Annotated in this window: 19 protein-coding genes; 13 read left to right on the top strand and 6 right to left on the bottom strand. The window is 70.5% G+C overall.

From position 1 onward, the window contains the following. The first annotated feature begins 65 nt into the window (after positions 1–65). The 6 genes from ACF3M1_RS14910 to ACF3M1_RS14885 are packed head-to-tail and all read left to right on the top strand — an operon-like array spanning position 66 to position 6,832. Positions 66–749, top strand: a complete 684-nt coding sequence (locus ACF3M1_RS14910) for an RDD family protein (RefSeq protein ID WP_394001944.1) — start codon at positions 66–68, stop codon at positions 747–749. Next, complete coding sequence (locus ACF3M1_RS14905) at positions 746–1,747, top strand: stage II sporulation protein M (protein ID WP_394001943.1); 1,002 nt, start codon at positions 746–748, stop codon at positions 1,745–1,747. Before ACF3M1_RS14910 ends, ACF3M1_RS14905 begins: the two co-directional genes overlap by 4 nt. Continuing rightward, a complete protein-coding gene (locus ACF3M1_RS14900; RefSeq protein WP_394001942.1) occupies positions 1,737–3,263 on the top strand; it encodes a DUF4129 domain-containing protein in 1,527 nt (508 codons plus the stop codon). Before ACF3M1_RS14905 ends, ACF3M1_RS14900 begins: the two co-directional genes overlap by 11 nt. Continuing rightward, a complete protein-coding gene (locus ACF3M1_RS14895) occupies positions 3,263–4,492 on the top strand; it encodes a DUF4350 domain-containing protein (protein ID WP_394001940.1) in 1,230 nt (409 codons plus the stop codon). Before ACF3M1_RS14900 ends, ACF3M1_RS14895 begins: the two co-directional genes overlap by 1 nt. Further along, entirely contained in the window at positions 4,489–5,481 is a 993-nt protein-coding gene (locus tag ACF3M1_RS14890) for an AAA family ATPase (protein ID WP_394001938.1), read from the top strand. Before ACF3M1_RS14895 ends, ACF3M1_RS14890 begins: the two co-directional genes overlap by 4 nt. A 31-nt stretch (positions 5,482–5,512) precedes the next feature. Further along, the gene (locus ACF3M1_RS14885) at positions 5,513–6,832 is read left to right on the top strand and encodes a DUF58 domain-containing protein (RefSeq protein ID WP_394001936.1); all 1,320 of its coding nucleotides are present in this window, start codon (positions 5,513–5,515) and stop codon (positions 6,830–6,832) included. Between the two features lie 39 nt (positions 6,833–6,871). Here ACF3M1_RS14885 and ACF3M1_RS14880 read toward each other — a convergent pair whose 3' ends face one another. From ACF3M1_RS14880 to ACF3M1_RS14870, 3 genes are all read right to left on the bottom strand, one after another. After that, on the bottom strand, positions 6,872–7,246 hold the full coding sequence (locus ACF3M1_RS14880; RefSeq protein ID WP_394001935.1) for a YciI family protein: 375 nt from the start codon (positions 7,244–7,246) through the stop codon (positions 6,872–6,874). A 16-nt stretch (positions 7,247–7,262) separates the two neighbouring features. Continuing rightward, a complete protein-coding gene (locus ACF3M1_RS14875) occupies positions 7,263–7,505 on the bottom strand; it encodes a DUF3297 family protein (protein ID WP_394001933.1) in 243 nt (80 codons plus the stop codon). 118 nt (positions 7,506–7,623) lie between these two features. Continuing rightward, positions 7,624–7,908 carry a DUF4031 domain-containing protein gene (locus ACF3M1_RS14870; protein WP_394005290.1) on the bottom strand — a complete coding sequence of 95 codons (285 nt, stop codon included), beginning with the start codon at positions 7,906–7,908 and terminating at the stop codon, positions 7,624–7,626. A gap of 300 nt (positions 7,909–8,208) precedes the next feature. Between ACF3M1_RS14870 and ACF3M1_RS14865 the strand changes: the two genes are divergently transcribed. Together ACF3M1_RS14865 and ACF3M1_RS14860 are read left to right on the top strand one after the other, a co-directional pair. After that, positions 8,209–9,321, top strand: coding sequence for a hypothetical protein (locus ACF3M1_RS14865; RefSeq protein ID WP_394001931.1), 1,113 nt, complete (start codon positions 8,209–8,211; stop codon positions 9,319–9,321). A 133-nt stretch (positions 9,322–9,454) separates the two neighbouring features. Continuing rightward, the gene (locus ACF3M1_RS14860) at positions 9,455–11,473 is read left to right on the top strand and encodes a BCCT family transporter (RefSeq protein WP_394001929.1); all 2,019 of its coding nucleotides are present in this window, start codon (positions 9,455–9,457) and stop codon (positions 11,471–11,473) included. Positions 11,474–12,503: 1,030 nt separating this feature from the next. On the opposite strand, the gene ACF3M1_RS14855 is transcribed toward ACF3M1_RS14860, so the two are convergent. Then, positions 12,504–13,064: a DUF3016 domain-containing protein gene (locus ACF3M1_RS14855; RefSeq protein ID WP_394001927.1), complete on the bottom strand. Its 561-nt coding sequence runs from the start codon at positions 13,062–13,064 to the stop codon at positions 12,504–12,506. Between the two features lie 179 nt (positions 13,065–13,243). Between ACF3M1_RS14855 and ACF3M1_RS14850 the strand changes: the two genes are divergently transcribed. The 3 genes from ACF3M1_RS14850 to ACF3M1_RS14840 all read left to right on the top strand — a co-directional run bounded on the left by ACF3M1_RS14850 (position 13,244) and on the right by ACF3M1_RS14840 (position 15,656). Continuing rightward, complete coding sequence (locus ACF3M1_RS14850) at positions 13,244–13,891, top strand: murein L,D-transpeptidase catalytic domain family protein (protein WP_394001925.1); 648 nt, start codon at positions 13,244–13,246, stop codon at positions 13,889–13,891. An 88-nt stretch (positions 13,892–13,979) separates the two neighbouring features. Next, positions 13,980–14,954: a L,D-transpeptidase gene (locus ACF3M1_RS14845; protein ID WP_394001923.1), complete on the top strand. Its 975-nt coding sequence runs from the start codon at positions 13,980–13,982 to the stop codon at positions 14,952–14,954. Positions 14,955–14,957: 3 nt separating this feature from the next. Continuing rightward, positions 14,958–15,656 carry a M23 family metallopeptidase gene (locus tag ACF3M1_RS14840; protein ID WP_394001921.1) on the top strand — a complete coding sequence of 233 codons (699 nt, stop codon included), beginning with the start codon at positions 14,958–14,960 and terminating at the stop codon, positions 15,654–15,656. A 91-nt stretch (positions 15,657–15,747) separates the two neighbouring features. On the opposite strand, the gene ACF3M1_RS14835 is transcribed toward ACF3M1_RS14840, so the two are convergent. Further along, the gene (locus ACF3M1_RS14835) at positions 15,748–16,278 is read right to left on the bottom strand and encodes an arylesterase (protein WP_394001920.1); all 531 of its coding nucleotides are present in this window, start codon (positions 16,276–16,278) and stop codon (positions 15,748–15,750) included. Between the two features lie 205 nt (positions 16,279–16,483). On the opposite strand from ACF3M1_RS14835, the gene ACF3M1_RS14830 reads away from it, so the two are divergent. Together ACF3M1_RS14830 and ACF3M1_RS14825 are read left to right on the top strand one after the other, a co-directional pair. Next, positions 16,484–17,200, top strand: a complete 717-nt coding sequence (locus ACF3M1_RS14830; protein WP_394001918.1) for an ABC transporter ATP-binding protein — start codon at positions 16,484–16,486, stop codon at positions 17,198–17,200. Continuing rightward, positions 17,197–19,725 (top strand): ABC transporter permease, encoded by a 2,529-nt coding sequence (locus tag ACF3M1_RS14825; protein WP_394001916.1) that lies wholly within the window; start codon positions 17,197–17,199, stop codon positions 19,723–19,725. Before ACF3M1_RS14830 ends, ACF3M1_RS14825 begins: the two co-directional genes overlap by 4 nt. Before the next feature lie 43 nt (positions 19,726–19,768). On the opposite strand, the gene ACF3M1_RS14820 is transcribed toward ACF3M1_RS14825, so the two are convergent. Further along, on the bottom strand, positions 19,769–20,026 hold the full coding sequence (locus ACF3M1_RS14820) for a hypothetical protein (RefSeq protein ID WP_394005289.1): 258 nt from the start codon (positions 20,024–20,026) through the stop codon (positions 19,769–19,771). Positions 20,027–20,139: the final 113 nt, after the last annotated feature.

The raw sequence follows: 20,139 nt of genomic DNA, 5'->3' as shown, positions 1-20,139 counted from the left end.
GGCATGCGGGATCGCGAGGGCAGGCGGACAGGCGCGGCACCAGGCGCAATGGAGCGTGCGGGCTGATGCTCGACACCGTGCGCGAGGTGCATACGCCCGAGGGCGTCGCCCTGCATCTGCCGGCGGCCGGCCCGGTGCCGCGTGCGGTGGCGTGGCTGATCGATTTGGCGATCCGCAGCACGCTGCTGATGCTCGCTTCGTTCCTGTTCGGCCTGCTCGGCCGCTTCGGCGCCGGCGTCTACCTGGTCGTGCTGTTCGCGATCTTCTGGGGCTATCCGGTCGTGTTCGAGGCGCTCTACGGCGGTCAGACGCCGGGCAAGCGCGCACTGTCGCTGCGGGTGGTCTCGGCCGACGGCGCGCCGATCGGCTGGATGGCCAGCTTCGTGCGCAATCTGATGCGCACCGTCGACATGCTGCCGTTCGGCTACGGCGCGGGCCTGGTGACCAGCCTGGCCGATCCCTGGAGCCGGCGCCTGGGCGACATGGTCGCCGGTACGCTGGTGATCCACGCCCCGCGCGAGCGCGTGCCCTTGCAGGCCCTCGCGATTGCGCCGCTCGCGCCGGCGATGCCGTTGCAGGCGCAGGAACAGCGGGCCGTGATCGCATTCGCCGAGCGCGCCCATCTGCTCACCGACGCGCGCCAGCAGGAACTCGGCGACATCGTCGCGCCGGTGAGCGGCGCGAGCGGCGAGCGCGGGGTGATGCGCCTGCTGGGGATCGCGAACTGGCTGCTGGGACGGCGCGCGTGAGGCAGGACCGTTTCGTCGCCCGCCATGCCGAGGAGTGGGACGCGTTCGAGCGCTGGCTCGATGCGCGAGAGGCCAGCCCGCGCCGCGCCCGCGCGAGCCGGCGCAGCTGGGACGGCCTGCCCGACGAGGACCTGCCGTCGCGCTACCGGCGGCTGTGCCAGCAGCTCGCGCTCGCGCGCCGACGTGGCTACAGCCCGCAGGTGACCGCGCGGCTGCAGGGGCTGATGCAGCGTGGCCACAATCTGCTCTACCGCCCGCCGCCGCCGCCGTGGCGACGCGCGCTCGAATTCCTGCTGGCCGATTTCCCGCGCCTGGTGCGCGCGCAGCGTGGCTGCCTGTGGGCGTCGCTGGCGCTGTTCGCCGCGCCGATGGTGCTGCTGTTCGTGCTGGTGCAGGTCTGGCCCGAACTGGCGTACAGCGTGCTGTCGCCCGAGCAGCTGGCCGAGATGGAGTCGATGTACGACCCGGCGCGCGCCGAGCGTGCGTTCGCGCGCGACGGGCAGTCGGACATGCAGATGTTCGGCTATTACGTGTGGAACAACGTCAGCATCGGCTTCCGCACCTTCGCCAGCGGGCTGCTCGCGGGGGTAGGCACGATCTTCGTGTTGCTGTTCAACGGCACCTTCTTCGGTGTGATCGCCGGGCACCTGCAGGCGATCGGCCACGGCGGCCCGTTCTGGCGCTTCGTCGTCGGCCATTCGGCGCCGGAACTCACCGCCATCGTGATCGCCGGCGCCGGCGGGCTGCGGCTGGGCCTGGCGTTGGTCGCACCGGGCCGGCTGCGCCGCGTGGATGCGCTGGTGGAGGCCGGACGCGAGGGCGGCCGGCTGTGTCTGGGCATTCTGGCGATGCTCGTGTTCGCGGCCTTCGTCGAGGCGTTCTGGTCGTCGACCGGGGCGATTCCGGACCCGCTGCGGTTCGGCGTCGGCGGCGGGCTGTGGCTGCTGGTGCTGCTGTGGCTGTGGCGCGGCGGGCGGGGGCGCAGCCATGCGGGTTGAGACCGTGCAGGTCGAACTGCGTCCGCGCTCGGCGTGGGAAGCGATGGAACTCGGCAACGCACTGGTGCGCCGCCATGCGGGCACGATCTGGCGCGCGTGGCTGCTGTGTTCGCTGCCGGTGTTCGTCGTGCTCAACGCGCTGGGCTGGTGGTTCGACCGGATGTGGCTGCCGGCACTGCTGATGTGGTGGCTGCTGCCGATGTTCGACCGCGTGCCGCTGTACGTGCTGTCGCGTGCGGTGTTCGGCGCCGCGCCGACGCTGCGTCAGACACTCGCCGTGCAAGGGCAGTGGGGATGGCGCGCGGTGTCGGGCTATCTGGGCTGGCGCCGGTTCAGTCCGTGGCGCGCGGTGGCACTGCCGGTCGCCCTGCTCGAGGGGCTGCACGGGCCGGCGCTCGCTCAGCGCCGACGCCTGGTCGTCGACGGCGTCGGTGGGCACGCGCTGATGCTGACCGGCATAGGACATCTGTTCGTGCTGACGCTGGTGGCGTCGCAGATCTCATTGCTGTTGCTGTTCGTGCCGACCGAACTGCTGTCGGAATCGGCGCGGGCGATGTGGGCGCTGGTCACCGAGCAGCCGCCGCGCTGGGCGCAGTTGCTCGGCAATCTGGGGGTGTGGCTGGCACTGGGCCTGATCGCGCCGTTCCAGGTGGGGGCCGGATTCGGCCTGTATCTCAATCGACGCACCCAGCTCGAAGCCTGGGATCTGGAAATCGCCTTCCGCCGGCTGCGGGCGCGCATCGCGCCGGGCGTCGTGTCGCTGGCCGCGACGCTGCTCGCCGGCCTGCTGGTGCTCGCCCCGGCGGCGCGCGCGCAGGACGCCGCGGCGTCGACACAGACGGATGCGACGCCGACCCTGCCTGCGGTGTTCGGCCAGCCGGTCGACGATCCGGACTTCGAGCGCGCGGTCGCGCAGGCGTATACCGATCCGCTGCTCGACCATTCGCGTACCGATGTGCGCTGGCAGCGCAAGGACCGTTCGGCGCCCCCGCCCTCGCAGCGGGAGCGCCCGGGCGTGCTCGGCGCGATCGCGCGCGTGCTCGCGCTCGCCGCGGAATTCGGCCTGTGGATCGTGCTCGGCCTGCTGGTGCTCGCGCTGGCGCTGACCGCGCGCCGCTGGTGGCCGTGGATGCGTGGCGCGGTGGTCCGCCTGCCCGAAGAACGCGAGATCGTCGTCAGCGAGGCGCCGCCGCTGCCCGAGCCGCTGCCGGACGCGCTGGTCGGCGCGGTGCGCGCGCTGTGGCAGTCCGGCGAGCGGCGTCGCGCGCTGGCGCTGCTGTACCGCGCCAGCGTCGAAGTGATGGCGCAGCGTGCCGGCGTGATCCTGGTGCCCGGCGCCACCGAGGCCGAGTGCCTGCGCGCGGCACGGCGCATGCCCGATGCCGGCGACCGCGGTGCGTTCGCCGAGATGGTCCGGGTGTGGCAACGCGCGGCCTACGGCCAGCGCCTGCCGGACGATGCGGGGCTGGACGCGCTGCTCGACACCCTGGCGCCGCGTTTCGGATGGGCGCGCTGATGGGCTGGCCGGCGCGCGTCGGATTCGGCCTGCTGGCTGCGCTGGCGGTCGGACTGGGCGTGGCCTGGTTCCTGCACACGCACGAGCGGGTCGAGGACACCGTCCAGCTGCCGCCGCGCGGCGAGGCGGCCTACAACCCGCTGTACGCGCTGCGCGAGTCGCTGCGCGCTGCCGGCGTGCCGGCGGAATCGCGGCGGCGGCTCGACGGCGGCGGGCGTGCGCCCGGTGTCCGCGACACGGTGCTGATGATCGGTGATCCCGGCACCGCCTCGCCGGGCGAGGTGCAGCGCCTGCTCGACTGGGTGGAGGCCGGTGGACATCTCGTGGTCCGCACGCCGCCTTGGACGCGGCGCACGCGCGAGGCGCGGCCCTGGGGGCTGCTCGAGCAACTGGGGGTGCGCCCGATCGGCGCGCCCGGGGCGTGCGCGCCGCTGCACATCGTCGGCCAGCCCGACCACGTCGAATTCTGTGGAGGGCATCGCTTCGTTCTGGACGGCCGCACGCCGGAACTGGCCTGGGACACGGTGGCCCGTGTCGAGCCCGGCGGCGCGCCCGTCGACGGTTCCAGGGATGCGGACGATCCGCAGACACGGGCGATCCTCGACCGTGTCGAGCAGCGGCGCCGCGCGCGGAACGAGGGCCTGGTCTACGCACGGCTCGTGCATGGCGCGGGCCGTGTCGACGTCCTCGCCGATTTCGACGTCCTCACGAACGCCGAACTGCGTGAGCCAGCGCATCACAGGCTCGCGCGGCAGATCCTCGCACCCAACTGGGGCCACGGCACGATGCACCTGATCTACGCAGCCAGCGTGCCGCCGCTGTGGTGGCTGATCCTGACGCGCGGCTGGATGGCCTGGGGGCCGTTGCTGCTCGCGCTGGCCGCGTGGTTGTGGATGCGCACGCAGCGCTTCGGCTCGCTGCTGCCGTCGCCGCCGGGCGCGCGCCGCGCACTGCTCGAACACGTCCGCGCCAGCGGCGACCACCTGGTGCGCTACGGCCGCGCGTCGTTGCTCTACGACGCGGTGCGTGCCGCGTTCTACGACCGGCTGCGCCGGCGCGATCCGCTGGCCGCCGCGCTCGAAGGCGATGCCGGCATCGAGGCCATCGCCGCGCGCACCGGACTGCCGCCGCGCGACGTGCGTCAGGCGCTGCAGCCCCCCCGATCCGATGACGCCACGGCGTTCCGCCAGCGCATCGCCCGACTGATCCAGATGAGACGACGACTATGAGCGCACTGCCCGCATCCCCGATCGAACCGCTCACCGGCGACGCCCTCGCCGCGCGCGTCGCCGCCGTCCGCGACGAGGTCTCCAAGGCCTTCATCGGCCAGCCCGAGGTGCTCGACCAGATCCTCGTCGCGCTGCTTGCCGGCGGCCACGTGCTGATCGAAGGCGTGCCCGGCCTCGGCAAGACGCTGCTGGTGCGCGCGCTGTCGGCGGTGCTCGGCTGCAACTTCGCGCGCGTGCAGTTCACGCCCGACCTGATGCCCAGCGACGTCAGCGGCCACGCGGTGTGGGACACCAAGAGCGAGACCTTCGTGGTCCGCCGCGGCCCGATCTTCACCAACCTGCTGCTGGCCGACGAGATCAACCGCGCGCCGGCCAAGACCCAGTCCGCGCTGCTCGAAGCGATGCAGGAACAGCAGGTCACGATCGAAGGCCACAGTTTCGAACTGCCGCCGCCGTTCATGACGCTGGCGACGCAGAACCCGGTGGAGCAGGAGGGCACGTATCCGCTGCCCGAGGCCCAGCTCGACCGGTTCCTGCTGAAGGTGCTGATCGACTATCCCGAACACGCCGATGAAGTGGCGATGGTCACTGCGATCAGCAGCGGCAAGGTCGCGGCGGACTTCGACCTGTCGCAACTGGCGACCGTGCTGCAGCCGGGCGAGATCGTCGCGTTGCAGCGGGGCACGGCGGCGACCGTGGTCGATGCCGCGGTGGTCGACTACGCGGTGCGCATCGCCGCGGCCACGCGCCGCTGGCCGGGCATCGCGCTCGGCGCCGGGCCGCGCGGCAGCCTGGCGCTGGTCCGCGCGGCGCGCGCGCAGGCGGTGCTGGCCGGGCGCGATTTCGTGACCCCGGACGACATCCGCGAGATCGCCCGTCCGGCGCTGCGCCACCGCATCGCGCTGGCGCCGGAACTGCAGATCGAGGGCCAGGACGCTGACCAGGTGCTGCAGGCCTTGCTCGCCAAGGTGGACGCGCCGCGCACGTGAACCGTCGCCTGCGCCATCGTGGAGTGCAGCGGTGAGGCCGACGGCGGCCCTGATCGCGTGGCTGGTCGTCTGGGGGACGGCCGGCGTCGCCGCGTCGCTGTGGCCGGCGGCCGTGCTGCCCTGGCACGTGCTCGGCACGACGCTGCTGGTGCTGTCGGTCGCCGACCTGCTGCGGCTCGTCCGGCGTCCGACACCGGACGTCGTGCGGGTGATGCCGGATGCCTGGCCGATCGGCGTCGGCCGTGACGTCACGCTGCGGATCGAGGGCGCGCAGCGGCAGTCGCTCGATGTCCACGATCTGCATCCCCCGGCCTGGGAGTGCGAGGGTCTGCCGCGTCGGTTGCAGCTCGCCGCGGGCATGGTGAGCGAGCTCGAGTACCGGCTGCGGCCCACCCACCGCGGCGAGGCCATGTTCGAAGGCGTGCAGCTGCGGCTGCGCTCGCCGCTCGGGCTGTGGCGTCAGGCGCGCCTGGCCGGCGTGCCGCGCCAGGTGCGCGTGTTTCCGAATTTTGCCCCGCTCACCCGGCTCGCGTTGCTCAGTGCGGACCGCGCCTCGCGGCTGGTGGGCGCGCACATCAAACGGCGTCGCGGCGAGGGCACCGATTTCCACCAGATGCGCGAGTACCGGGTCGGCGACAGCCTGCGCCAGATCGACTGGAAGGCGAGCTCCCGTGCACGCAAGCTGATTTCACGCGAATACCAGGACGAGAAGAACCAGCAACTGGTCGTCGTGCTCGACACCGGCCGGCGCATGCTCGCCCAGGAACCGGCCGCCGCGGGCACCGGAGGCGCGCTGTCGCACTTCGACCATGCGCTCGATGCCGCCCTCGTCGTCTCCTATCTCGCACTGCGCCAGGGCGACGCGGTGGGCCTGTTCGCGACCGGCGGCGAGGCACGGTGGATGGCGCCGCAGCGCGGCATGGGCGCGGTCGACACCCTGCTGCGTGTCAGTTACGACCTGCAGCCGCAGCCGGTCGCCACCGATTACCTCGCCGCGGCGACCGAGTTGTCGCTGCGCCAGCGTCGCCGCGGCCTGCTGATGCTGGTCACCAATCTGCGCGACGAGGATATCGAGGACGTGCTGGCCGCGGTGCGCCTGTTGCAGCGGCGTCATCTGGTGATCGTGGCCTCGCTGCGCGAACGCGCGCTCGACGCGGTGCTCGATGCCGAGGTGCACGACCACGACGACGCGGTGCGTGCGGGTGCCACGGCGCGCTATCTCGCCCAGCGCCGCGCCGCGCACGATGCGCTGCGCAACCACGGCGTCACCGTGCTCGACGTCACCGGCGATGCCTTGCCGGCGGCGCTCGTCGACCGCTATCTGGCGGTCAAGCGCGACGGCCGGCTGTAGCCGCGCCGCGCTCCGCGTGCCTGTGGACGCGTGCGCAGCTCAGGCGCCGACGCGTGCCCGTACCTGGTCGAGGTCGCGCACCGGCCGCACCTCGATGCTGCCGGTCCTGGCCCACGGAAATTCGCGCGCGATGCGCAGCGCGTCCTCTTCGCTGTCGGCTTCGATCAGGTTGAAGCCCGCCAGCATTTCCTTGGTTTCCGAGAACGGACCGTCGGTCACCTGGGTACGGCCGCCGCGCGTGCGCACGGTCCGCGCCGTGGCGGCGGGCTCGAGCTGGCGGGAATCGAGCAGCGTGCCGGCCGCCTGCAGCGCGTCGGCGTGCTGCAGGCAGCCGCGCATCATCGTGTCGAACTCGCCGTCGGCCAGGTCGCCCAGCAGTGCATCGTCGGTGTAGATCAGAAGCAGGTACTGCATGGGCGCGGCCTCCGGCTCAGGCGTCGAGGTGGAAATACGGCTCGACGGTACCGCGCAGCTTGACGGTCAGCGGCTGCCCGCGCCGGTCGAGCGCGCGGCCGGCCGCGACCCGGATCCAGCCTTCGCTGACGCTGTATTCCTCCACGTCGCGGCGTTCGGTGCCGTTGAAGCGGATGCCGATGCCGCGGTTCATCGCGGTCTCGTCGTAATGCGGGCTGCGCGGATCGTTGGACAGGCGGTCGGGCGGGGTGTCGGACATGGTGTGTAGTTCGTCGGGCGGGATCGCGCGCAGGATACCGTCGCAGCGCGCCGGCTTCATCCCGGCCCGCGTCGACGACCGCGGAGGAGGCGTTCGTGGCGGGTGTCGCGTCGCGCGGTCAGGGGGCCTCGCCGCGGCCCTGGCGGCGGGCGTTGGCGATCACCGCGCGGACCTGGTCGCGATCGTGATGCCGCGAGATCGCCACCGCGCCCAGCGCGATCGCGCGCTCGCGCATCGCGGACGTGACGTCGTAGTGTGCGCCGCTGGCGCGGTCCTGGAACGCGCGTCGCGGAATGCCCAGCAGTGCGGCGAAGGCGTGCAGTTCGGCCAGCGTGTCGGCCATCAGATGCGCCCAGCGCTCGCCGCGCCAGGGATGGACCGCATCGTCGACGTAGACGGCCATGTGAACGCGTCTGCACATCGGCGTCATCGCCGGTGGCCGATGATAGCCGGCGCACGTGGCAGCGCGTGCAAGGGCGATCGCGCCCGGCCTCCATGGCCTCCCCATCTCGAAACGCGCTTAGCGTGCGACGTACGCGTCGCGCGGGAGGTCGTTTTTTTTTTCGAGGCACGGGCGGGCGGTGCGTGTGTGGGAAACGTCGCAGACGCGCGCATGGCGCGGGTCGGCGAGGGGGTCCATCACGCCGGGACGGCGGGCACCGATCGCGACATCCAACGAGATCGAGGAGGCGGAGACGTCGTGATGAGACGCGGATTGAGGGCATTGGTGTGTGGTGGGCTGGTGGGCATGGCGCCCGTCGCCTGGGCGGAGACGGACGCGGACGAGGCGCCGGCATTCGAGCTGGGGGGCGCGGTCCGCTTCAACTACGGGTGGCTCGATTACGGGCCGAGCAGTGGTCCCGAACTCGAACTCCTCCGGGTGGATGCACGCGGCAACGCCGGCCCGGCGTTCTTCTCGCTGCAGTACCGCTGGTACGACGGCTTCGATGCCGTGCACCACGCCTATGCGGGCTGGAAGCTCGAAGACGGCAGCACTGGCGCGACATCGGATATCCGCGCCGGCATCCAGCAGGTGCCCTTCGGTCTGCTGCCCACGGCCTCGCACAGCTTCTGGTTCGGTTCGGGCTACTACCTCGGCATCGAGGACGACTACGACCTCGGCGTGGTGTGGCAGCGCCAGTCCGGTGCGCACCAGTGGCACGCAGGCGTGTTCGCCGGCGACGAGTACGGCACCGGTGCGAATTTCGACCGCTACTCGTTCGATGTCGCGACGACCGAAGACCTGCCCTACCGCGAGCGCGAGCGCGGCATCGTGCGCTACGAGCACAGCAGCGAAGCGAACGGCTGGGAAACAACCTGGGGCGCATCGGCCTTCGCCGGCCGCATCGAGAACCGCATCGACGGTGGCAAGCACGACCACACCGGTGGCGCCGTGCACGGGCAGTGGGTGCGCGGGCCGCTGACACTGCAGGCGCAGTGGGCGCGTTACCGCTACGAGAACCCGGAGCCGCGCATCGCGATGTCGGCCTTCATGTTCCCGTTCGAGATCGCGTCGGAAGCCGACGTGCCGACGTTCAATGTCGCGTATGACGTGCAGCGCACCGGCTGGTTCGACAGCATCACCTGCTACAACAACGCCAGCGCGACCCTGCCGGTCGGCAGCGATCCGGGCCTGCGCGATTCGATCCAGAACGTCACCGGCTGCAGCTTCGGCAAGGGCGCGATGCTGACCTACGTCGACTGGATCGCCGGCAAGAACATGTGGTTCGCAGGCGGCCCGGGCATCGGCGTACGCGACCCGGCCAATGACGGCTGGCACTCGCGCCTCAACGTCAACATCGGCTTCTACTTCTGATCGCCGCCGGGCTGCCGGCCCGGCGCATCCCGCGACGCCGCCGTCCAGGCCCTGATGCGTTTCACCTGGATGTCCGCCGCGCTGGCGCAGCCTGCAGGCCGGCGTCGCCCGTCCCGTTCCACAAGGAAATGGCATGAACGATCCCACTCCGCGCGCAGGCGCGGCTCCCGAACCACCGGCCGCGCCCGAAGTCTGGCACGCGCGCATCCTCGGTCCGGTCTTCTACCCGTCCGCGGTGATCATCCTGTTGCTGGTCGCGTTGTCGTTCCTCGCGCCCGAGGCGTCCGAGACAGCATTCAACGCGGCCAAGGCCTGGGTGGCCGAGGATGCCGGCTGGTTCACGATCCTCGCGGTCGCGGGCTTCCTGGTCTTCATCATCGGCATGGCGGTCAGCGGCTTCGGCCGGCTGAAGCTCGGCCCGGACCACAGCACCCCCGACTACAGCTACGGCACATGGTTCGCGATGTTGTTCGCCGCCGGCATGGGCATCGGCCTGATGTTCTTCGGCGTCGCCGAGCCGATCATGCATTTCGCCGACCCGCCGGTCGGTGATGCCGAGACCATCGCCGCAGCGCGTCAGGCGATGCGCATCACGTTCTTCCACTGGGGCGTGCATGCCTGGGCGATCTATGCGGTGGTCGCGTTGTCGCTGGCGTATTTCGCCTACCGCCACGGCCTGCCGCTGCGCATCCGCTCGTCGCTGTATCCGCTGATCGGCGACCGCATCTACGGCCCGATCGGCCACGCGGTCGACACCTTCGCGGTGCTGGGCACGATCTTCGGTCTGGCGACCTCGCTGGGCCTGGGCGTGATCCAGATCAATTCCGGCCTGAACTACCTGTTCGGCGTGACCGTGAGCACCAATGTCCAGGTCGCGCTGATCGCCGGGATCATCCTGGTGGCCACGGGCTCGGTGTTCACCGGCCTGGACCGCGGCGTGCGCCGGCTGTCGGAGTTCAACATGATCATGGCGGTCGCGCTGCTGGCGTTCGTGCTGGTCATGGGCCCCACGGTGTACCTGCTGCAGGCGTTCGTGCAGAACACCGGCATGTACATCTCGAACGTGTTCGCGATGACCTTCAACCTGTACGCGTACGACCAGCGTGCCAGCTGGCTGGGCGGCTGGACGCTGTTCTACTGGGGCTGGTGGATCGCCTGGTCGCCGTTCGTGGGCATGTTCATCGCGCGCATCTCGCGCGGCCGCACGATCCGCGAGTTCGTCATCGGCGTGCTGCTGGTGCCGCTGGGCTTCACCTTCCTGTGGATGACGATCTACGGCAACAGTGCGCTCTACCAGGTCATGGTGGAAGGCTCGACGGAACTCGTGGCCGCGGTGTCGGCCGACAGTTCGGTGGCGATCTTCCAGTTCCTCGAGGACTACCCGCTGTCGATGCTGACTTCGGGGATCGCGACGCTGCTGGTGGTGATCTTCTTCATCACGTCCGCCGACTCGGGCGCGCTGGTGATCGACATGCTGTCGTCGAAGGGCGAGGAGGAATCCCCGGTGTGGCAGCGGATCTTCTGGGCGGTGCTGGTCGGTGCGATCGCGATCGCACTGTTGATCGCCGGCGGGCTGAGTGCGCTGCAGGCGGGCACCATCGCCAGCGCATTGCCGTTCACCATCGTCATGATCCTGATGTGCTGGGGCATGGTGCGCGCGATGCGGCTGGAGATGCTCAAGCGCAGCAGCATGCGTGACGCGCGGATCGCGCCGGTCGGTATCGGCGGCGGTGGCGACTGGAAGCTCCGGCTGCGCGCACTGGCGCACAACCCGTCGCAGAAGGAAGTGCTGGCGTTTCTCGCCGGCCAGGTGCAGCCGGCGCTCGAAGACGTGGCCGCCGAGCTGCGCAAGCAGGCGCTCGACGTGCGCGTGGAGCACGGCGACGATGGCCGGGTCTGGCTTGAGGTGGGCCTGGGCGAGGAGATGGACTTCTTCTATTCGGTGCGGCCGATTCCTTATGCGCCGCCCACGTTCATGCTCGAGGACCCGCGCCGCAAGCGCAGCAACGACGATCGGTTCTATCGCGCCGAAGTGCATCTGCGCGAAGGCGGGCAGGACTACGACGTGATGGGCTGGCGCCGGGACGAGCTGATCCACGATGTGCTCGACCAGTACCAGCGCCACATGCACTTCCTCAGCGTGGTGCGTTGAGGGTAACGCCCCGGTGCGGATGCATCGGGAGCTGTGGCCGGCGTGGTGATCTCACGCGTCGGTTGATCTGATCCGGAAAGGCCGCGTGTTTGCACGCGGCCTTTTTCTTTGCGTGCCTCGATGGATGAGGCGGCGCAACGGTCCTGGCCCTGGCTTTGGATCTGGCTTTGGATCTGGCCTTGGCTTTGGCCTCGGCTTTGGCTTTGGCTTTGGCTTCCAGCATTTGACGTTCGAGCCGTTAAGCGAGCCGAGCACCGCAGTCTGACGCGGCCGGAGAGCAGCCCATGTCTGAGCGCAGCGAGTTTGGGCTGCGTGCCGCGTCAGGCGAGGAGCGGAGGGGACCGGCGCGGCGCAGCTGCGTCGGCTCGCGCCCGGCGAAGGGACTTTTTGGTTCCTTTTTGGTCCTTCAAAAAGGAACTCGCACGCGCAAGCGGGCGAAAGCCTTGCACTTGTTTTAGCCTGTTTTCCCTTGAAGCCAACGCTGGACGTGAACAACAGAGCTTCCGCGCTGTTCGCGCGGCTTACTTTTGTCTTGTCAAAAGTAAGCAAAACCGCCATCGCCGGACGCGATCCGCCGCGATACAGCCGCGGCGGGCCCCTGCGCTTCTCGGGCAACGGGGCACGCAGCCCAAACTCGCTGCGCTCAGACATGGGCTGCTCTTCGGCCCCGCCGCCCTGCGATGCTCGGCTCGCTTTACGGCTCGAACGTCAAACGCTGGAAGCCAAAGCCAAAGCCAAAGCCAAAGCCAAAGCCAAAGCCAAAGCCAAAGCCAAAGCCAAAGCGAAAGCGAAAGCTAGAGCCGAAGCCAGAGCCGAAGCGAACTCTCGAGCTGGAGCAGGAGCCGCAGCGAACGCCGCCAAAACAGTGTCGAGGGCAAGGCCGACAGCCGAGTGCCTGCAACGATCCTGCAGGCGGCTGCGGGCTGGATCAGTCCACGCACGGGGATCCGTCCATCGTCGACCGGAAGCGATGCTTCGCGCATAAAAAAAAGCCGCGCGATTGCGCGGCTCTCTCCAGTCGACCCAATCTTCAGCGTTGCGCGATCGCCGGCCGAAGATCGCGGCGCAGCCAGTCGTCGATCAACTGCTTCTCATACCGAAGCGCATCGCTGTTCATCGCGCCGCCGGCGCGGCTGAGAAAGCCCATGTCGCGCAGTTCGCGCGGGCCTTCCGCGACGACCGCGCCGTCGGCGTCACGCAGGACGAAATCGAGGTCGATGCGCGGCGGGTAGTGGTCCTTGATGATCCGTACATGGTCCATCCGCGGGCCGCGCCAGGGCTCGTACATGCCGGCGCGGCGGATGTCGCGGATCGTCACGTCGAGGGTGCTGCCGGCCGGCAACTCACGCTCCGCGCGCTGGCGCACGTAGCGGGCGATCTGCTCGACCCAGTCGCCGCGACGCGCTTCCCAGCGGTTGCCGCTGAGGCGGATGTCGGAGAACGCTTCCGGGTCGGTCCACTGCACCGCGACCGGACTGTCGCCGGTGAGGCTGCGTGGCAGTTCGGGATCGGTGACGTCGCGGCCGGCGAGCGCGGGTGCCGCGATGGCACTCAGCGCGGCGGCGAGCAGCAGAGGCAGGGAACGGTTCATCCGGATTCTCCCGTGCGTGCGGGCAGGCCCGCACCGTGTATGGCTGGAGATCGATCATGCGCCGCAGGGGCTTAACCGGCAATCAAGGGTCCGGGCCGGTCGAAGGGCGGTCGGCCGTGCCGGGGCACTGGTCGCCTGCCGTCCAGTCGTCGCTCAGGCCTGCGGCGTAAGCTGGCGGCATGCGTCATCTGACCCTCCTTCTGCTGGGCCTGTTGCTCGTCACGCCAGCGCATGCCGATGCGCTGCTCGATCGCCTGTCGGCCGCGGCGCCCGGGCTCGACCGGTCAGTGCTGGCGCTGGCGCTGACGGCACGCACCTGCGCCGCCCGTGCGCGCAGGGTGGGGCCGAAACTCGCGGTGATCGACTACACGCGGCCGTCCACCGAAGTGCGGCTGTGGGTGTTCGACGTGCCCGCCGCGCGCCTGCTGCATGCCGAGCACGTCGCGCACGGGCGCGGCAGCGGCGACGACGTGCCGGACGCGTTTTCCAACGACGAAGGCAGCCACCAGTCCAGCCTGGGCCTGTTCGCGACGGCCGAGACCTATACCGGCGAGAACGGGTATTCGCTGCGCATGGACGGGCTCGAACCCGGCATCAACGACCGCGCCCGCGAGCGCCTGATCGTCATGCACGGCGCCGACTACGTGGACCCCGAGCAGGCGCGGCGCCAGGGCCGGCTTGGCCGCAGCTGGGGCTGCCCCGCGGTCCGTAGCGCGGCGGCGCGGCCGGTGATCGACGCGTTGAAGGATGGGCAATTGCTGTTCGCCTATGCGCGCGACGGCGCCTGGCTCGACGGTTCGGCCTTCCTCCGCTGCCAGGCGCACTGAGCGCCGACGCCGACAGCTTCACACCGAAGGTGCGCCGTCAGACGGCAGGATGCGGGCCACGTCCGCTCCCGGATCCGCTGGAGGTCGCATGTCCCCACGTCATATCCCGCGCGCGCTGCGCTGGTGCTTCGCGCTGCTCGTCGCCTGCCTGCCGCTGCACGCAGCGCTGGCCGAGGACACGGCGCTCGATGCCGACACCGTGAACGCCGCTGCGCACGATTCCGGCGATGCCGCGCTGCTGCGTGCGCAGGTGCTGCTGGACCGCGCGCATTTCTCGCCCGGCGAGATCGACGCCCGCGGCGGCACCAACACCACGCGTGCGCTGGCCGCCTTCCAGCGCCACCGCGGGCTGACGCCAAGCGGTGCGCTGGATGCCGAGACCTGGCAGGCGTTGACGGCCGATGCGCCGGCGGCACTGGTCACGCACACGATCGGCGCCGACGAGCTGGCCGGCCCGATGCGTCCGCTGCCCGAGGACATGATGGAGAAGTCCAAGCTCGACGCACTGGGCTTCGAAAGCGCGCTCGAAGCGCTGGGCGAGCGTTTCCACGCGGCGCCCGCGCTGTTGCAGCGGCTCAATCCCGGGGTCGAATTCGCAGCCGGCCAGCGCATCCTGGTCCCCAATGTGGCCGATGCGGCGCCGCTGGCGACGCCGGACCGCGTGGTCGTGAGCAAGTCCGACTCGGTGGTCCGGCTCGTCGATGCCGAGGGCGCGGTGTTCGCCCAGTTCCCCGCATCGACCGGCAGCGATCGCGATCCGCTGCCGATCGGCGACTGGACGATCGACGGCGTCGCCATCGACCCGACCTTCCATTACAACCCCGAGCTGTTCTGGGATGCCGACCCCGCGCACGCGAAGGCGGTGCTGCCGCCCGGCCCCAACAATCCGGTGGGCACGGTGTGGATCGATCTGTCCAAGCCGCATTACGGCATCCACGGCACCCCCGAGCCGCAGAACATCGGCAAGACCCAGTCGCACGGCTGCATCCGCATGACCAACTGGAGCGCGCGCCGGGTGGCCGAGGTGGTGCGCCCGGGCATGACGGCCGTCCTGGAGGAGTAAGCCATGCGCCGGACCGGTCTGTGGTTCGCCCTGGTGGCGGTGCTGCTGCTCGTGAACGTGGTGGTGTTCGTGTGGCGGTCGCCGACGACGCCGGTGACATCACAGTCAGCGGCTGTCGCGTCCGGTCCGACGGAGGCGATGGCAGCGGTCACGCCGCCGGACACCGATGCGGGCCCGGCGCCGGACCTCCGCACGACGCCGCCGGCGGCGTCGATGCCTGCGCAGGCCATCGACGCGGGCGCAGCGGCGTCGGACCCGAACGCGCATCCGGCCCGTCTGCTGCTGCCGGTGCAGGGCATCGACGTCGCCGATGTCCACGACACCTTCGACGACGCCCGCGGTGATGAGCGCCGCCACGAAGCCCTCGATGTCATGGCGCCCGAAGGCACGCCGGTGCTCGCAGCGGCCGACGGCCGCATCGAAAAACTGTTCACCAGCGACCGCGGCGGCCTGACGATCTACCAGTTCGACCCCACAGGCACCTGGAGCTACTACTACGCCCACCTGCAGGCCTATGCACCGGGTCTCACGGAGGGCATGCAGGTGCGCCGCGGTGACGTGCTGGGCACGGTGGGCAGCACCGGAAATGCCGATCCCTCAGCGCCCCACCTGCATTTCGCGGTGTTCCGGCTCACGCCGGAGAAGCAGTGGTGGACGGGAGCGCCGGTGAATCCGTGGCCGCTGCTGGCGCGGGATCCCTGAGTACAGGGCGGCGCACCACGCGCCGCCGCTGTCGTGTCGTCGAGCGCCCCGGCGGTTCCGCTATGCCGGGCGCGATGCGCCGGTCCGGCGCTCAGCGCAGCAGCGGGCGCAACGCAGGCCAGACGTGATCCAGGATCTTCGTCTGCGCCTCGACCGTGGGGTGCAGGTTGTCGTCCTGGAAATTCGCGCGGTCGGTGGCGATGGGCTCGAGCAGGAACGGCAGCAGCGCCACGTCGAAGGTGTCGGCGAGCAGGCGGTAATTGGCCTCGAACCCGGCGGTGTACTCGGTGCCGAGGTTCGGCGGCATGCGCATGCCGACCAGCAGCACCTGCGCGCCGACATGCTGGGAGGCGCCGATCATCCGCGCCAGGTTGCGGCGGGCCTCGGCCAGCGGCAGGCCGCGCAGGCCGTCGTTGGCACCGAGCGCAATGACCACCACCGCCGGCCGCTCGCGCACCACCGCCTGCACGATCCGCGACGCGCCGCCGGCGCTGGTTTCGCCGGAAATGCTGCCGTTGACGACCCGCCAGCCGGGCGCGTCGCGCTGCAGGCGCCGCTCGAGCAGGCTCACCCAGCCCTGGTCCGCGGACATGCCGTAGCCGGCGGACAGCGAATCTCCCATGACCAGCACCGTCTTCGTCGCGGTGGCGGGCGAAGCCGCCGGGGAAGCGCTCTGCGCCTGCGCGATGAACGCACACAACAGCAGAAGGCAACCGATGGCACATTGCATGGAGGCGCGGAAGGCCCCATACCGGACGCGCTTAATCATTGTTTAAACCCCGTCTTCGAAGATGGCTGCCGCTCGTGCAGGCGCACAAAGGAACATCATGGCCGATTCAAACCCAGCGCAGGCTGAAACCCGCCACGCCCTCATCGTCGACGCGCTGGGCAAGCGCGTCTCGCTGCCGTCGGGCGAACTGACGATCCTGCAGGACGTGGGCTTCCAGATCGGCCATGGCGACACGGTGGCGATCGTCGGCGCGTCGGGGTCGGGCAAGAGCACGCTGCTGTCGCTGCTCGCCGGCCTCGATACGCCGAGCACCGGCACGGTGGTGCTCGATGGCGCACCGATCTCGACGCTCGACGAGGACGGCCGCGCGAAGGTGCGCGGCGAGAAGGTCGGCTTCGTGTTCCAGAGCTTCCAGTTGCTGCCGTCGCTGACCGCGCTGGAGAACGTGATGCTGCCGCTGGAACTGCGTGGCGATCGCGAGGTGGACGGGCCGGCGCGCGACGTGCTCGCGCGCGTGGGCCTCGGCGAGCGCCTCGGCCACTACCCGCGCCAGCTCTCCGGTGGCGAGCAGCAGCGCGTGGCACTGGCGCGTGCGTTCGTGACCCGGCCGTCGCTGCTGTTCGCCGACGAGCCCACCGGCAACCTCGATACCGCGACCGGCCAGTCGATCATCGAACTGCTGTTCGCGCTCAATGCCGATGCCGGCACGACGCTGGTGCTGGTCACCCACGACGATCATCTGGCGCAGCGCTGCAAACGCCGCCTGCGCATCGACAGCGGGCGCCTGGTCGCCGACGAGGCGATGACCGCATGAGGACCGCCGCGCTCGCGTGGCGCCAGCTGCGCCGCGATTTCAAGGCGGGCGACATCCGCATCCTGTTCGCCGCGCTGGTGCTCGCGGTCGTCGCGGTGACCGCGGTCGGCTTCGTCACCGATCGCGCCGAACGCGCGCTGGCGATCGAAGCCAACCGCCTGCTCGGCGGCGACGCGGTCGTGCGTGGCGATGCGCCGATCGAGGGCGCGATCCGCGATGCGTCGACCGCAGCCGGGCTCGAAGCCGTCGACACGATCGAGCTCGACAGCATGATCCGCGTCGGCGCGGGCGACACCGCAACGCTGCAACTGGGCGACGTACGCGCGCTCGGCGATGGCTTTCCGCTGCGCGGCAGTTTCCGCATCGCCGGCGCCGATGGCGTCGAGCGCGATGCCGAGGCTGTGCCCGAGCCCGGCACCGCGTGGATGAGCCGCGCCGGCGCCGACACGCTGGGCGCGTCGGTCGGCGACACCGTGTTCCTCGGCGACCGCAGCTTCCGGCTGACCGCGCTGGTGCTGCAGGAACCGGATGCGTCGATCGATTACTTCAACGTCGCGCCGAAGGTGTTCCTGCACCTGTCCGATCTCGAGGCCACCGGCCTGATCCAGCCGGGCAGCCGCATCCGCTATCGCCTGGTGATCGCCGGTGACGCGAATGCAGTCGATGGTTTCGCCACGGTTGCGCGCGCGAATCTCGGTCGCGGCCAGCGCGTGGAAACCATCGGCGATGCGCGCCCGGAAGTGCGTTCGTCGCTCGATCGCGCCGGTCGCTTCCTCGGCCTCGCCGCGCTGGTCTCGGTGATCCTCGCCGCGGTCGCCGTCGCGATGGCCGCGCGCCAGCACTCGGCCCGGCATCTGACCTCGGTCGCGGTGATGCGCTGCATGGGCGCGCAGCAGCGCACCCTGGTCGGCATCCACGTCGGCGAACTGCTGCTGCTCGGCGTGATCGCCTGCACGCTGGGCGTCGTCATCGCCTTCGGCCTGCAGTGGGGCATCGGCCGCTGGCTGGAATCGCTGCTGGGCCTGTCGATCCCGTCGGCCGGGCTGATGCCGGCGCTGCAGGGCTACGGCGTCGGCCTCGTCGTGCTGATGGCCTTCGGTGCGCCGCCGGTGCTGGCGTTGCGTCGCGTGCCGGCGCTGCGCGTGCTGCGGCGCGATCTCGGCGGTTTCGAGCCGAGTGCGTGGCTGGTCGGCGGCGCCGGGTTCGTCGGCCTCGCCGCATTGCTGTGGTGGAAGGCCGGCTCGGCGACGCTGGGTGGCGCGATGCTCGCCGGCATCGCGGCAACGTTCGCCGTGCTCGCACTGCTGGCCTGGGGCCTGATCCTGCTGGTGCGCGCCCTGCGCACGCGGCTGCGCGGCAGCCTGCGTTATGGCCTGGCGAATGTGAGCCGGCGCGCCGGCACCAGCGTCGCCCAGGTCACCGCGCTCGGCCTCGGCCTGATGGCGCTGTTGCTGCTGACCTTCGTGCGCACCGATCTGCTCGACCGCTGGCAGCTCGCGATCGGCCAGGACGCGCCGAACCGCTTCATCATCAACGTACAGCCCGACCAGCTCGATCCGGTGCGCGCCTTCATCGCCGATCAGGGTGTGGATGCGCCGGTGCTGTTCCCGATGATCCGCGCGCGCCTGGTCGAGCGGAATGGCGAGCCCGTACGCGGCGATGATTACGCCGGCCGCAGCGGCGACGAGGCGCAGGACCGCCAGGCCCAGCGTCGCGCCGAGCGCGAGTTCAACCTCTCGATGCAGGGCGACCTGCGCGACGACAACCGGGTCACCGCCGGCGCGTTCTGGGGCGACACGCCGCCGGCCGCGCCGGAGATCTCGGTCGAGGAAGGCTTCGCCAAGGATCTCGGCTGGCAGCTCGGCGACCGCATCGTCTTCGACATCGCAGGCCAGCGGTTCGAGGCGCCGATCACGAGTTTCCGCAGCATCGAGTGGGAGAGTTTCCGGCCGAACTTCTTCGTCGTCGCCTCACCCGGCGCGCTGGATGCGTATCCGGCGAGCCACATCACCGCGGTCCGCGTGCCGCCCGAAGCGTCGCGCTTCACCGCGAACCTGGTGCAGCAGTTCCCGAACCTGTCGGTGGTCGACATCGACGCGGTGCTGACCCAGGTGCGCAGCACCGCCGACCAGGTCTCGACGGTGGTGCAGGTGGTGTTCTGGTTCTCGCTCGCGGCCGGCGTGCTGGTGCTGCTGGCGGCGGTCAGCGCCAGCCAGGACGAGCGCCTGCTCGAAGGCGGCGTCATGCGCGTGCTCGGCGGCAAGCGGGCGCAGCTGAGGCTGGCGCAGGCGTCGGAATTCGCGGCGATCGGACTGCTGGCGGGACTGGTGGCGTCGATCGCGGCCTCGGTGCTGGCCGGCGTGATTGCGGTGCAGGTGTTCGACCTGCCGTGGACGCCGAACTGGGCACTCGCCGCGGTGGGTGGCGGCATCGGCGTGTTGATGACGTTGCTGGCCGGCCTGTGGGCGACGCGCAAGGTGCTGGACGCGCCGCCATCGGTGACGCTGCGCGCGCTGCAGGAGTGATGACCACGCGCGCCCGGCAACGAGTGCCGGGCGCGCGTCGGGTTCAGCCGACGATGGTCTCCTCGGCCTCGAACCGCCGTGCGTACTCACGCTCCTCGCTGACGCGCTGCACATCCTCATGCGCGATGTCCGGCCCGCCGTAGACCGCATAGACGACCTCGTCATCGCGCCTCCCGATCGCGTGGAGGCGGTACCGCGACTGGCCGCCGCCGGTGTCGGGCGGATAGCGATGCGGCGGCTCGGCGCCGTCGAGATCGAGCTCGCTGTTGTCGATCGTGCCGCCAACGAACAGGGCGTGGATGGGCATGGAGATCTCCTCTGTGGGGTGCGTCGCCATCGTGCAGACAGGGATGTTGCGGTTTCATCAATCTCGCGTTCGCGGCGCGTGCGAAGCCGGGCGCGGCCGGCGCACCG

Source organism: Luteimonas sp. WGS1318 (assembly GCF_043187535.1).
Taxonomy (GTDB): domain Bacteria; phylum Pseudomonadota; class Gammaproteobacteria; order Xanthomonadales; family Xanthomonadaceae; genus Luteimonas.
Note: the sequence above shows the minus strand (reverse complement) of the source record. Positions and strands in the feature narration are given on the sequence as shown.